Source organism: Methylophilus sp. Leaf408 (assembly GCF_916856905.1).
Lineage (GTDB): Bacteria > Pseudomonadota > Gammaproteobacteria > Burkholderiales > Methylophilaceae > Methylophilus.
This window is the reverse complement of sequence record NZ_CAKASK010000001.1, coordinates 194,953-209,178: the sequence shown is the minus strand read 5'-3', so window position 1 is coordinate 209,178 and position 14,226 is coordinate 194,953. Positions and strand designations below refer to the sequence as shown.

The 14,226-nt window shown below is 47.5% G+C and carries 10 protein-coding genes; 3 read left to right on the top strand and 7 right to left on the bottom strand.

Features of this window, described 5'->3' with window-relative positions; genetic code table 11:
• The first annotated feature begins 14 nt into the window (after positions 1-14).
• Both LPA26_RS00890 and nadD read left to right on the top strand, forming a co-directional pair.
• Complete coding sequence (locus LPA26_RS00890) at positions 15-1,271, top strand: glutamate-5-semialdehyde dehydrogenase (RefSeq protein WP_229006976.1); 1,257 nt, start codon at positions 15-17, stop codon at positions 1,269-1,271.
• 81 nt (positions 1,272-1,352) lie between these two features.
• A complete protein-coding gene (gene nadD / locus LPA26_RS00885) occupies positions 1,353-1,994 on the top strand; it encodes a nicotinate-nucleotide adenylyltransferase (protein ID WP_229006975.1) in 642 nt (213 codons plus the stop codon).
• A gap of 118 nt (positions 1,995-2,112) precedes the next feature.
• On the opposite strand, the gene LPA26_RS00880 is transcribed toward nadD, so the two are convergent.
• Positions 2,113-2,682: a hemerythrin domain-containing protein gene (locus LPA26_RS00880; protein ID WP_055870875.1), complete on the bottom strand. Its 570-nt coding sequence runs from the start codon at positions 2,680-2,682 to the stop codon at positions 2,113-2,115.
• Positions 2,683-3,055: 373 nt separating this feature from the next.
• Between LPA26_RS00880 and LPA26_RS00875 the strand changes: the two genes are divergently transcribed.
• A complete protein-coding gene (locus tag LPA26_RS00875) occupies positions 3,056-5,305 on the top strand; it encodes an EAL domain-containing protein (protein ID WP_229006974.1) in 2,250 nt (749 codons plus the stop codon).
• Here LPA26_RS00875 and LPA26_RS00870 read toward each other — a convergent pair.
• From LPA26_RS00870 to LPA26_RS00845, 6 genes are all read right to left on the bottom strand, one after another.
• Positions 5,302-5,751 carry a YaiI/YqxD family protein gene (locus LPA26_RS00870; RefSeq protein WP_055829691.1) on the bottom strand — a complete coding sequence of 150 codons (450 nt, stop codon included), beginning with the start codon at positions 5,749-5,751 and terminating at the stop codon, positions 5,302-5,304. The genes LPA26_RS00875 and LPA26_RS00870 overlap by 4 nt on opposite strands.
• A complete protein-coding gene (locus LPA26_RS00865) occupies positions 5,751-7,322 on the bottom strand; it encodes a DEAD/DEAH box helicase (RefSeq protein WP_229006973.1) in 1,572 nt (523 codons plus the stop codon). The genes LPA26_RS00870 and LPA26_RS00865 overlap by 1 nt, the downstream gene beginning before the upstream one ends.
• Before the next feature lie 246 nt (positions 7,323-7,568).
• Positions 7,569-9,761, bottom strand: a complete 2,193-nt coding sequence (locus LPA26_RS00860) for an OsmC domain/YcaO domain-containing protein (RefSeq protein WP_229006972.1) — start codon at positions 9,759-9,761, stop codon at positions 7,569-7,571.
• An 88-nt stretch (positions 9,762-9,849) separates the two neighbouring features.
• A complete protein-coding gene (gene rlmF / locus LPA26_RS00855; protein WP_229006971.1) occupies positions 9,850-10,767 on the bottom strand; it encodes a 23S rRNA (adenine(1618)-N(6))-methyltransferase RlmF in 918 nt (305 codons plus the stop codon).
• 71 nt (positions 10,768-10,838) lie between these two features.
• A complete protein-coding gene (locus tag LPA26_RS00850) occupies positions 10,839-12,185 on the bottom strand; it encodes a M48 family metallopeptidase (RefSeq protein WP_229006970.1) in 1,347 nt (448 codons plus the stop codon).
• Between the two features lie 3 nt (positions 12,186-12,188).
• Positions 12,189-14,225, bottom strand: a complete 2,037-nt coding sequence (locus tag LPA26_RS00845) for a hypothetical protein (protein ID WP_229006969.1) — start codon at positions 14,223-14,225, stop codon at positions 12,189-12,191.
• Position 14,226 lies beyond the last annotated feature (1 nt).

Genomic DNA, 14,226 nt, shown 5'->3' with positions numbered 1-14,226 from the left:
TAAAATAACAGGCTATGGATATTAAACACTACATGAAAGAACTGGGAGAGCAGGCGCGTGCCGCCTCCCGTTTGATGGCGAAGGCGGATACCAATACCAAGAACCAGGCATTGCGCAATATCGCTGCCCTGATCCGCCATCATGAAAAAGCCCTGCTCGCCGCCAACCAGCAAGATCTGGACGCCGCAAAAGCCAATGGCATGGAAGCCGCGATGGTGGATCGCCTGGCGCTGAGCGAAAAATCTATCGCCACCATGGCAGAAGGCCTGGAACAAATCGCCAGCCTGGCTGACCCTATCGGCGAAATGAGCAATTTCAAATACCGCCCTTCCGGTATCCAGATCGGCCAGATGCGGGTACCGCTAGGCGTGATTGGCATTATTTACGAAGCACGTCCAAACGTAACGGTGGATGCGGCCGGTTTGTGTATCAAATCCGGCAATGCCTGTATTTTGCGTGGCGGTTCTGAAGCCATCCATTGCAACCAGGCGCTGGCTAAATTAGTTCATCAGGGCCTGGCGCAAGCCGGCCTGCCACAAGCTGCGGTACTGGTGGTCGAAACCACTGACCGCGCGGCAGTTGGCGAACTGATCACCATGAAACAATATGTGGATGTGATCGTACCACGTGGCGGCAAAGGCCTGATCGAGCGTATCAGCAATGAGGCACGCATTCCAGTGATTAAACACCTGGATGGCAACTGCCATATCTATGTTGATGATGAAGCCGACCTGGAGAAAGCCGTTCGCATCCTGGAAAACGCCAAGACACAGCGTCTGGGCACTTGCAACACTGCCGAGTCACTACTGGTAGCGCGTAGCATTGCGCCAACCGCCCTGCCTAAACTGGCGGAAATGCTCATTAGCAAAGGCATTGAAATCCGTGGTTGCGAAGAGACACTCGCACTGGTACCACAAGCGGTTGCTGCGACGGAAGAAGACTATTACACCGAATACCTGGATGCAATTATTTCCTGCAAAGTGGTCAGCGGCCTGGAACAGGCGATTACACATATCAACCAGCACTCCAGCCAGCATACCGAAGCGATTGTGACCGAGAACTATACCAAAGCACGCCAGTTCCTGCGTGAAGTGGATTCCAGCAGTGTGATGGTCAACGCCTCCACCCGCTTTGCCGATGGCTTTGAATACGGTTTTGGCGCGGAGATTGGTATTTCTACCGATAAACTGCATGCGCGCGGGCCGGTGGGTCTGGATGGGTTGACGTCGCTGAAATACATCGTCCTCGGTGACGGCCACGTTCGCGCTTAAAAATTGCGTAAATCGAGCGCTTCGCGGTGCTCGATTGATGCAATCTTCAAATTTTATTGATGGGCCGAAAGAACTACTAAGATGGAACTGATAGGCATTTTTGGCGGCACCTTTAACCCCATCCACAACGGACATCTTGTGCTGGCAAAAACAGTGCTCGATACCTTACACTGCAGCCAGGTACGTTTTATCCCATCGGCGATTCCGCCACACAAAGCCATCCCGGCTGTCACTGCACAGCATAGAGCCAATATGGTCCAGTTGGCGATTGCGGATCATCCTGAATTTATACTGGATACCTGCGAACTTGATCGCCAGGGTCCGTCCTATACGATAGAAACATTGCACTTATTGCACAAGCGCCTGCCGGATCAAGCACTGTGTCTGATCATGGGACAAGACAGTTACCTCAAGCTGCCCACCTGGCACCGCTGGCTGGAGCTACTTGATTACTGCCATTTACTGGTCGTGCATAGAGCAGATGCTGAACAAAAGTTACAGCTGCATACCGAACACGAAAACAGGCTGGTGGAGATTGCTCATGCAGCAGAGCAATTTACCGAGAATGCGCACGGCTTTATCAGTTACTTGCCGGTGACCCCGCCGGATATTTCATCCACGCGCATTCGAGAAGCGTTGGGCCAGCTAGAGATTGCGTCCGTCCCTGGAATACCCGAAAAAGTGCTGTATTACATCAAAGCTAATCACTTATACCAATCATAGAATTTCCGCTTTTCCACACTATCCGCCATCTTTTTAATGCAAAGAAAAAGACCCGGGAAACAATTCCCGAGTCTTCTTTAAACGACTATAAAAGCAGGCGTTTGCCTACTCAAAAGCATTAGTGTTTTGATGGCACGCCAACTAGTGTTTTCAATTCCTGGACGTTAATTTCACCGTTGTCACCATTCAATTTGCTCAGTATTTCTTCCTTGCGTGCGGTAAAGGTCACAGCCAGCCCACGTAAATCCAATTCCTTGGATTTCCTTACCTCAGGAAACATTTCTTCCTCTTCTTCATCCACATGGTGATTAATGTACTCACCAAGCACGGTGACTTTTGCATCATACATTTCATCTTCAGGATCCATTTCCTGGATTTGAGCAATCAGCTCTTTGGCGCTTTCATGCTCAACAATACCTTCATTGATCATCGCGTCATCTTCGGTAGCGGCACGAGCACCAGGATAGAAAATTTCTTCTTCGGCAATGGTATGTGCAATCAGTTCTAAACAGATTTTATTGGCAATGCTGACCTTGCCTTTGGTATCACCTTTTTCAGCAAGCTTATCAAACTGCTTGAACATTTTTTTGACCTCGTCATGGTCATTTTTCAGCAGCACAATCACGTCGTGCTTAACGGTAGTCACTGGGGTAGCTTTTTTTGATGGCGCATCTGATACGGTTCTCATGGTAAATCTCCTGGTAAGTAGCAATTTTAAATTCAGTCATCCGCCAATCGAATGACTTTGTTTTATTAGGCTCAATCATGCGGAATTACCTGCAAACGTACCATGCCTTTTCTTCTGAATTTACTGTAGGAAGAATCGCACGGACTCAACCTGCGTTTATAAAACCAACGTCTTCTTCATCCAAGGGTTTTTATCCATACGCTCAATTCATATTTGCAACTTAAAAAGAGTGCTGTGAAATATGATCGTTTCCAGATAAAAATAAATATAATGATCAATATACAAACAACCCATGCGCTTATCCACTCTCTGTAGGCATTGACATCAACACAGCCTGATTGAAATCACCGCAATGCCAAGGACTTAAAAGAATATGGGATCAGACCGCTTAACCGCATCTCGTTTACGCAGGCTTAAACAGTTGGCATTAGTCATTGGTACATTTGTCTCCATGTTGGCTTTCGTTGAAGAAGTGCTGCCCAACCATCTTCCTGAAGTCACCCTGCTTACCCCTCTTCCACTCTCAGTGCAGGAAAAAGCATGGATCAAAGAGCACCCCAGCATCAGGGTTGCCGTCAAGAGTGGCTGGATGCCGATTGAGTTTCAACTGGAGAATCAAAAGCACGCTGGCATTTCGGTTGATTACCTGCAACAAATCAGACTGCTTACAGGCTTGACGTTTACCATTGTTGACTACCACCCCAACATCAATGGCAATGAAGCCGAGGTGATCACCGGCATTCGCAACAAACGCCTGCCACAGGGCTTCCACCTGGTTGCCACACCTTACCTGGATGTTACCAATGCCATTTATGTTGCCGCTAACAGCGGGTTCAATCCAGGCCAAACCAATCTGAACCAGCTCTCGCAAAAAAAAGTGGCGGTATTTAAAAGCGGGCTGGTCGGGCAGGAACTGCAAGCAGCAGTCCCGGATATAGACCTCAGGTTATTCGACATCGCAGACGATGCGTTTGAGCAACTGGATGCGCATGCGATAGATGCTTATATCGGCAACGAACTGGTGCTGGACTACCACATTGATTACCACAAAATAAAATCCATCAGGAAAGGCGGCATCACGCCCATCACCAGCAAAGTGTTTATGGGGGTCAGCGACGAACACCCTTTGCTGCGAAGCATCCTCAATAAAGCGGTACTGCAGATCGGCACCAACCCGCCCGACATACTGGATACCTGGCAAAAAAAGCCCGAGAATCCGTTTATCCAATACCTGATCGCGACCATCTCGTTTTTTGCGATCGTGCTGTTGTTCCAGCTGATCAAGTTGTATAAATCGAGCAAAAAACAGGCGATGGAAGCCGAAGAGAAAATCCGCTTTCAGGCCAATCACGATTTCCTGACGGAGTTGCCTAACCGTTACCTCCTGAAAACCAAGCTGTCTGAGGCTTTAAACCAGTCTGAAATCAGCCTGGCTAAAATCGGCGTCATCATTATCGACCTGGATAATTTCAAGGAAATCAACGATACCGCCGGCCATGCCATCGGCGATGAAGTGCTGATCAAGGTGGCAGACCGTCTAAAGTCCATTATTGCGCCGCCCAACATCATTGCCCGCTTTGGTGGTGATGAGTTTTTGATCCTGATGCAGGAAAACTCTGATCACCAGGCGTTGAATACTTTCTGTGCAAGGCTGATCGAGCTCATGGAGGCACCCTTCAAGGTTCAGCAAAAGTCATTCCTGGTCTCCATCAGCATGGGCGCCTCGCTGTTCCCGGATAACAGCCGCAATGTGGAAGAACTGATCATGTTTGCCGATGAGGCGATGTACCAGGCAAAAAGGACAGGCAAGAATAAATTCATCCTGTTTAATGAAAACATGCATGAAGTGTTTACCAAACGCACCCAGCTAGGCAACGAGTTGCGCCATGCGGTGGAACGACACCAGCTCTACCTGCAATACCAGCCGATCTTTAACCTGCATAACCAGCGCTGCGAAAAAGTTGAAGCATTACTGCGCTGGTACCACCCCGAATTCGGCACCGTACCGCCCAATGTTTTTATCGGCATCGCCGAAGAAAACGGCAGTATCATCGAGCTTGGCGAATGGGTGTTCCAGCAGGTGCTTAGTGATTTCACAACCCTAACTCAACACTTTGGCGACATCGAAATCTGCATCAATCTGTCACCGATTCAATTTGCACAGTCAGAATCCATACATCAATTTATCGCCAATATCACCAGCCGCAATATCCCTGGCGCACATTTTTGTTTTGAAATTACCGAAGGCCTGTTACTGGAACCTTCCAACCATGTGCTGGATAACCTGAGCAAGATCAATGATCACGGTATCCGGCTGGCACTGGATGATTTTGGCACCGGCTACTCATCACTGGCTTACCTGAACAAGTTCAAGATTGATTACGTGAAGATTGATAGATCATTTATCAGCAACATCACGGAAAATGCCAACGACCTGGCCTTGTGCAAAACCATTATTTATATGGGGAAACAACTCAATATCAGGCTGATAGCAGAAGGGGTAGAAACGCTGGCGCAGGAGAATCTGCTGAAAGAAATGGCCTGTGACTACTCACAAGGCTTTTACCGGGCCAGGCCAATCACCATCAGGGATATGTCACAGGTGGGTTTAGAAGAAGTCTAACGCGGAAGCCGCGCCAGAAACTGGTCCAGCTGTTTGGCGAACGCGTGGCGATCGGAAGATTGCATGGCACTCGGGCCTGAGGTTTCCACACCACTGGCGCGCAATGACTCCATAAAATCGCGCATGGATAAACATTCCTTGATGTTTTCACGCGAATAAAACTCCCCGCGCGGGTTCAGTGCGTGACCGCCCTTTTCAATCACTTGCGCAGCAAAGGGGATGTCAGCCGTAATCACCAAATCCCCGGCTTCCAGTGCCGCGACAATCACGTTATCGGCGACATCAAAGCCTTTGGCGACTTGCATCGCCCGCAAATAAGGCGAAGGTGGCACCCGCAGCAATTTATTGGCAACAAAAATGGTGGATATTTTTGCGCGTTCGGCGGCGCGGAACAGGATTTCCTTGATCACCACCGGGCACGCGTCAGCATCCACCCAAATCTGCATTAACGCGCTTTCGGGGTTTGCCTGTTAGCGTTAGCTCCTGGCTTAGGTGTAAACAACGCACCTTGTGGCTTATTGCCATTTTGAGACCTATTTGCCCCTTGAGGTCTATTGCCTTGTGATTGACCAGCGCCCTGGTTACCACCCTGAGCATTAGCGCCCTGGCGATGTTGCGCAGGCTTATTCGCCTGGTTGCCATTGCGCTGACCAGCATTACCCTGCGCAGGCCTGTTGCCATCCACCTGCGCCGCACGCTGGCCATTAGGCTGTGACTGACGCTGTTGTGGTGATTTCTGGTTATTCGCATTGCCCGCGGATTTCTGTGGCTGCCCTTGTTTGGAACGACCGTTATTTTGCCCGCGCGGATTCTGTCCGCGTGGCGGGCGATCCGGCTCTTCACTGCCTTTTTCCGGCGCAACAAAGCCTTCCACCGCCACACGTGGGATTTCGCGTTTAATCAACTTCTCAATGTCTTTCAACATGCCGAGCTCTTCGCGATCTACCAGTGAAATTGCCGCGCCAGTGCTGCCTGCACGGCCGGTACGGCCAATGCGGTGCACATAATCTTCCGGCACATTCGGTAACTCAAAGTTGACCACTTGCGGCAACTGGTCAATGTCCAGCCCGCGTGCAGCAATATCGGTCGCCACCAGCGCCGGAATCGTGCCTGCTTTAAACTCGGCCAATGCCGCGGTGCGCGCATTCTGGCTCTTGTTGCCGTGAATCGCCATGGCGGGTATGCCATCTTTCACCAGTTTCTCAGCCAGGCGGTTGGCACCATGTTTGGTGCGGGTAAAAATCAACACCTGCGTCCACTGGTTCTGTTTGATCAGGTGGCTGACCATGGCGCGTTTATGCGCTTGCGGCACCATGTGCACACTCTGTTCAATCAGCGCGTTCGACGCATTGCGGCGTGCCACTTCCACCAGGTCAGGCGCATTCAGCAGGTTATCCGCCAGTTTCTTGATGTCATCCGAGAAGGTGGCCGAGAACAGCAGGCTCTGGCGTTTCTTCGACAGCAAAGCCAGCACTTTTTTAATGTCATGGATAAAGCCCATGTCCAGCATACGGTCGGCTTCATCCAGCACCAGGATTTCGATGCCGGATAAATCCAGCGCTTTCTGTTGCACCAGGTCCAGCAAACGTCCAGGGGTTGCCACCAGGATATCCACCGGTTTGCGCAAGCGGTTGATTTGCGGATTCACGCCCACACCGCCAAACACCACCATGCTTTTCAGTGGCAGATATTTGCCGTAAGTAGTGACAGACTCACCAATTTGCGCCGCCAGCTCGCGCGTTGGTGAAAGAATCAGGCAACGTGGTTTTCCGGCAGGTGTGTTTAAAGGATGTTCAGTCAGGCGATGCAAAATCGGCAACGTAAACCCAGCGGTTTTGCCGGTACCGGTTTGTGCACCGGCCAGCAAATCACCACCGCGTAATACATAAGGGATCGCCTGCGCCTGTATAGGCGTAGGAATGGTGTAGCCTGCATCGGCAATCGCACGTTGCACCGGCTCGCATAAATTTAAATCAGCAAACGTCACGTTTGCGGGGGTATTGTTTTCTATGGACAAAGTAATTCACTTATAGAGCGTGTGTGGCGCACATGAAAAGGCCACACAACAAATTATTGGGCGCTGGTCTGTTGCGAATCGCAACACCAATCTGGACAAACGAAGATTATATTTATAGAGGTTTGCTAGGCCGCTGTGATGATTGGAAGGTCACAGGGTGAGGCTATTATACGCCCTATTCAACGTTTTCTAATGATTGCAATATATTTCAGCTTTCGCGGCCTGTTAAATCAAGCAGCAAATCATCTAAGCAGCCTTGGCCCGCGCCCCATGCAGCTTCCTGTAGCTATCAATCAGGCGCTGATGCCTGTCGAACCCTTCCAGCTTCATGCTGGTTGGCGTTAAGCCATAGAAGCGCACGCTGCCATTGACTGAACCGATCACAGCATCCATCCTGACATTGCCAAACATCTTGCGGAAATTGACTTCATAGTCTGCCAGCTCCAGCTCATCATCCAGCATCACTTCCAGCACCACATTCAAGGCCTGGTAGAACAAGCCGCGTTCCAGCGTATTGTCGTTGTACTGCAAAAAGGCGCCAACCAGCTCTTGCGCCTCTTCAAATTGCTGCAAGGCCAGGTTGATCAATAACTTCAATTCCAGCACGGTGAGCTGGCCCCAGTCAGTATTCTCATCAAACTGAATCCCGATCAGAGTGCCGATATCGCCGTAATCATCCAGCTCGTTATTCTCCAGGCGGTCCAGTAGTGCTTCCAGGCTGGCGTCATCCAGCGTGTGCAGGTTCAGGATATCTTTGCGGAACAACAAAGACTTGTTGGTGTTATCCCAAACCAGGTCTTCTACCGGATAAATTTCCGAATAGCCCGGCACCAGGATACGGCAGGCAGTTGCGCCAAGCTGGTCATACACGGCAACGTAAACTTCTTTGCCCATCTCGGCCAACATCCCAAACATGGTCGCGGCTTCCTCGGCATTGGCGTTTTCACCCACACCGGAGAAATCCCATTCCACGAATGCATAATCGGCTTTGGCACTGAAGAAACGCCACGAGACAATGCCGCTGGAATCAATAAAGTGTTCGACAAAGTTGTTCGGTTCAGTCACCGCTTCACTGGCAAAGGTAGGTTGCGGCAAATCATTGAGGCCTTCAAAGCTGCGGCCTTGCAGCAATTCAGTCAGACTGCGTTCCAGCGCGACTTCCATGGTCGGGTGCGCGCCGAACGAAGCAAACACGCCACCAGTGCGCGGGTTCATCAAAGTCACACACATGACCGGATATTCACCGCCCAATGAGGCATCTTTGACTAATACCGGAAAACCCTGCTCTTCCAGCCCTTTGATACCTGCTACCACGCCAGGGTATTTCGCCAGCACTTCCTGCGGCACATCGGGCAAACTAATTTCGCCTTCAATGATTTCGCGTTTGACTGCGCGCTCGAATATTTCAGACAGGCATTGCACCTGCGCTTCCACCAGCGTATTGCCCGCACTCATGCCATTGCTGACAAACAGGTTTTCCACCAGGTTGGTCGGGAAGTACACCGTCTCGCCATCCGACTGCCGCACAAACGGCAGCGAACAGATACCGCGCTCGGCATTGCCGGAGTTGGTATCTATCAGGTGCGAGCCGCGCAGCTCGCCATCCGGGTTGTAAATCTCCAGTGTGTAGTCATCGAGAATCTCTTTCGGCAGCGCATCCTTGCGGCCAGGCTTGAACCAGCGCTCGTTCGGGTAATGCACAAATTCTGCATTGGCAATCTCTTCGCCCCAGTACGAGCCGGCATAAAAATGGTTGTTACTCAGCCGCTCGATATACTCGCCCAGCGCCGACGCCAGCGCGCTTTCCTTGGTCGATCCTTTGCCGTTAGTGAAACACATCGGCGAATGCGCATCGCGGATATGCAGCGACCACACGTTAGGCACAATATTGCGCCACGAAGCGATCTCTATCTTGATGCCCAGCCCGGCCAGTACGCTGGTCATATTGGCGATGGTCTGCTCCAGCGGCAAGTCTTTACCGGTGATATACGTCTGTGAGTCTGCGGCGGTATCTACCGTCAACAAGGCCTGCGCATCGGCATCCAGGTTGGCCACTTCTTCAATGATGAAATCCGGACTCGCCTGCACCACTTTTTTAACGGTGCAGCGGTCAATCGAACGCAAAATACCAATACGGTCTTTTTCAGAGATATCAGTCGGCAACTCGATCTGTATCTTGAAAATCTGCTTGTAGCGGTTTTCCGGGTCCACAATATTGTTGTGCGACAGGCGGATGTTCTCGGTCGGGATATTGCGAGTGCTGCAATACAACTTCACAAAATAAGCGGCACACAAAGCCGATGAAGCCAGAAAGTAATCGAACGGCCCAGGCGCCGAGCCATCGCCTTTATAGCGTATAGGCTGGTCGGCAATCACCGTGAAGTCATCGAACTTGGCCTCAAGACGTAACTTATCGAGAAAGTTGACTTTCACTTCCATGGGGAAACTCCGACTGCTGCAAAAAGATAAGGGCGCTATTATCCCTCACAACGCTTAAGCCGCCTAAAGATAAATTGCAAGCTGCTGATTAAATGCGGTTTTTAGATAATTCAGCCTGAAACGTCCACGCCACAAACCGGCTTTGTTTCTGCCCTTGCGCCATCTCCACCGTTTTCACCTTCACCGCCTGCACCTTTTTGAGTTCGCGGTACACCAACGGTAAATTATTCGCTTTGGAGACCAGCGTGGTAAACCACACGCACTGCCTGGCAAACTGCCTGCTCTCGCTAATCATGGTGGTTAAAAACGCCGCCTCACCACCCGCACAAAACAGCTCATTAGACTGCCCGCCAAAATTCAGTGCCTGCGGCGGCTGTTTACCCAACCCGCGCCATTTGCGCTGCGTACCCGCCAACGCTTCAGCGGCGGATGCATGAAAAGGCGGATTACATAAAGTGAGCGTAAACTGCTCGCCCGGCAAAATCATACCTTTGAAGATAGACTCAGGCTTAGGCTGCTGACGCAAACGAATCTGCTGCTGCAAACCATTCGCGTCGATGATCTGTTGCGCATTACGCAAGGCTTTACTGTCAATATCCACACCCACACATTGCCAGCCATAAGCATGCGCAGCAATCAGCGGATAAACCAGATTCGCACCCGTGCCAATATCCAGCAAACGCACTTGGTCAGGGTTTAAATCTGGAACGCTCTCTGCTAATAAATCCGCCAGATAATGAACATAATCCGCCCGACCGGGGATAGGCGGACATAAGTAATTCTTTGGAATATCCCACACCGCCACGCCGTAGTATTGCTTGAGCAAAGCCTGATTCAAAGCCTTCACCGCTTGCGGGTTAGCAAAGTCTATTGATGCATCGCCATAAGCGTTTGCGCGGACGTATTGAGAAAGTGTTGTGTGTGCTTGCACTAGGATAGAAAAATCATAGCCAATACGATGTGAGTTTCTTGGATGTAAAGTGGAGGAAGACGATTCAGGTTTCATTAAAAACTAATCGGCATTGGCTTTTAGTACCAACGCCGATCACAATAGAGATAGGTTTAACTGGAACAATACTACTTTTCGCTCAGAGCATACTCATTTGCACCCAATTTATTTTCAACCAGCTCTGCAATATTCATATCCTTGCATTTGTTCATTTTAGCTGTGGCACAGCTAAATTCTTGACCATGAAATAACTCTCTAGCTTTCTCGAAATAAAGCCTAGCTGCGTCTTTATGACCCATACCTTCAGCCGCCAATCCTAAGTGATAATAAGACAAATCAGATTTATGGTTTGTTTTGATGACGGTCTGCATCAATCTACGCCAATCTTCTTTTTGAATGTATTCATTCACTGTTGAATTGCTCATGTAATTATTGAGTGCGCAATTAATACAGGTCAGTTCTAGCGTGCCCTCTTTAAACGAAACAAACTCAGCTGAGTAAAATACGCGTGGCTTTGAATCGATAGTTGGCATTGCAAAACTATTGCTTACGTCATCGTTGGTAACAATGCGAACGTTGCTCGAACTTGCTAATGGGTCACTTCCCATTTTTACAAAACTGAAACTTGGTTTATTTTCACCGGTGTAAATCAATTTACTCTCGGCATAAATTTGCTGCATAGGCGCTTGCAAGGCTTTAAATGCATCAATTCTGTTTGGTGGAGATGGATGAGTACTCCAGAAATCGCCTCTTGATTCCTGCTTTGTGGCAGCCATCATTTTTTCCCAAATGCTGATTGCAGCCGCTGGGTCGTAACCTGCTTGCGCTGCAATCTCCACGCCCATTTTGTCTGCTTCCGTTTCGGCAGTCCTACTATTAGGAAGCGTAATAAATGCAGCAGTACCTACCGCAGCCATATCTTGTACAGCTCTTTGTGTGTTTTGGTTATACCTTCCATTACTTCCTTCGGATGCAGCAGCGGCGACGGCAATGGTGCCAACAATAATCTGACCAAGGATTTGATTAGACATTTTTTCAGCACCGTGATTGGCTAAGGCATGTGAAATTTCGTGCCCCATCACTTGCGCTAATTCATCATCAGTTGGCTGAATTTTTTCAAGTAGTCCAGTATTCACGCCCATTTTCCCACCAGGCATGCAGAAAGCATTAGGAGTGTCATCTTCGATAACATTAACTTGCCAGTTCCAACTTACAGTTTCTGGTCTATATTCGATGGCTCTATGAACAAGCCTATTTGAGATGGTTCGAACACGCTCATTCACATCAGGGTCTTTTGATATCTTCCCTTTTTTGTCATAACTATCTACAAGCGACATATACATGCTGTCACTTTTTTCTATAACTGTTTTCTCAGAAACTAATGCGAGTTGCTTTCTCCCTGTCATCGCATTAGTTGCACAGCCTGAAACTAGAAGTAACAAGACACCTATAGCTAGCAATTCGACGACTCTCATCGTTTAGGCTCCCTTATTTAGCTTACGTAATATTTTACCTTCCGAAGGAGAATATGAATGCAACGTATACTTGAAGCCTTCTAGTGCGCCTTTCAAGACATCCTCTTCTTCAGACGTCGCAAATATAATTTGCCCGGATTTAGCAGCATCGGAAGCTCCTTTTAGAAGTCCGGTAAAACTGAATTTATTCGCCTCTTGTTGACGAGGTTCATCAAAAATTAGAATGCCTGGATGATTAGTTTTAAATATCTCTCTCAAACTAAATAGACTAATTAAATAACTCCAAATAATTCTGATTCCGTCACTTGCCGATGTGTCAAAACCTAGATCGAAGCCCTCTCTGGTAGGCAAATAAGTATCTTGAGATATTTCCAAAAGCTGAGGATCAAAGCTTGAAAAACCAAACTCTGATAAATATTTAACGACTTTTGTTTTGAGGCCATCTAATTTATTGATGTCTTTTTGACTAAATCCATGCTCTGGAAAATTTCTACGCAAGCTTATTAAATGCTTGTATTGATTATGCAATATGTCAAACGTACTTCTAAAATCTCCTACAGCAACAAGTCCTTTTTCGTATTCAGTAATTTGATTTTCTAATCTTATTTTTTCCCTTAATGATTCTTCATCAAGAACATTCCGCTCTGAATATAACTCCGTTTTAAGTCTAGATATATCCGCACCATGCTTATCGATTTGCTTTTCTAATTTACTTAGCTCTATCTTTTTAATATCAAGTTGCATTTTGTAGCTATTCAAAACGCTCTTAAATGTAGTAATCTGACTTTTTATAAACTCCAAACTTTCTTCAAGAGTCATTAAATCATCAGAGCATTCGATCTCAACATTATGATCAGAATATTCCCGACCACAAGTTGGGCACTCATTATTTAAAACTGGTAAATCATCCAAGATACTAAAGCTTTTAACTTTCTTTAAGTCCTCGTACTTTCTCTTATCATCCACTAAGTTTTCTATTCGAACTTCTGTGGCTGTAATTTGATTTTTGACAAATGAAATCTCGTTTAATAAAAACTCATACTTGCTATCTTCCTGCAGTACGATGTTATTTAATTCTCGTATTTTGCTAAGTAAGCTCTCATTTTTTTGCTCTGCTACTTGAGGTTGTGAAGCTTTTACGTGCTGAGTTAAATCTGCTCGAAGTCCAATCAAAGCTGAGGTTAATGATTGCCAATTTCCTTGATGTTCTATCAAAATATCAAGTTTAAAGGGATCAAATGTTGCAGCAGGAGCATCTTTAACTCCTTGGGCCTTCCCATCTAGTCGAATAGCAACACTTTCTAATTGTGTGTAGATTTGTTTCCATTTTTCCTGAACATCATCAATAAGCTTCTTATTTTTAGCTTTACTGTTAACGGTTTCATTAATATCCATATCCATAAGAAACTCAAAAGCTCGTTTTCTTGCTTGTATTATTTGAAGATGGAAAGGTGTAGTTGCTTGAATAGAACTCCATCCCTTTTTTTGTTCAACAAAAAATAATGGAAACAGCAATACAGGATAAAGAGGAGACTCTCTTCCAGAATTATTAGGAACTAATGGCAAGTCCCATGAAATAAACTCTGCTAACCAATAATAAAAACCCAATTCTCTAGAAGTATCTCCCTCTAAGTGTATAAACAGATTTCTTCCATTATTAGAAATGGACTCTATATCTGATTCATAAACTGTAATAATGGACTCTGCATCTGCACCTAAAATTTCTCTTTTGAGTGTACACGTCTGACCTCTATCGTTACTTACTTCAAGCATTACATATGACGATATTACTGGGATTTCCGTACCATTTTCGTTTTGAATGTTTTTAAGTAAGGAAGGAGGGAACGGTGGCTTTGATGTTACTTGCCCTAGCGCCATTTCCATACCTAACGCATAAGCTATGGAGTTAATACAAGTCGACTTTCCATGAGTATTCTCAACCCTTAGTATGAATAAGCCTTTTTCAAAAACAATGTCTGTCCCATATGGACCATCTGCCGTATCCGCTCTAAGAAGGAGCCGATTTATTGTTATTGTCAAA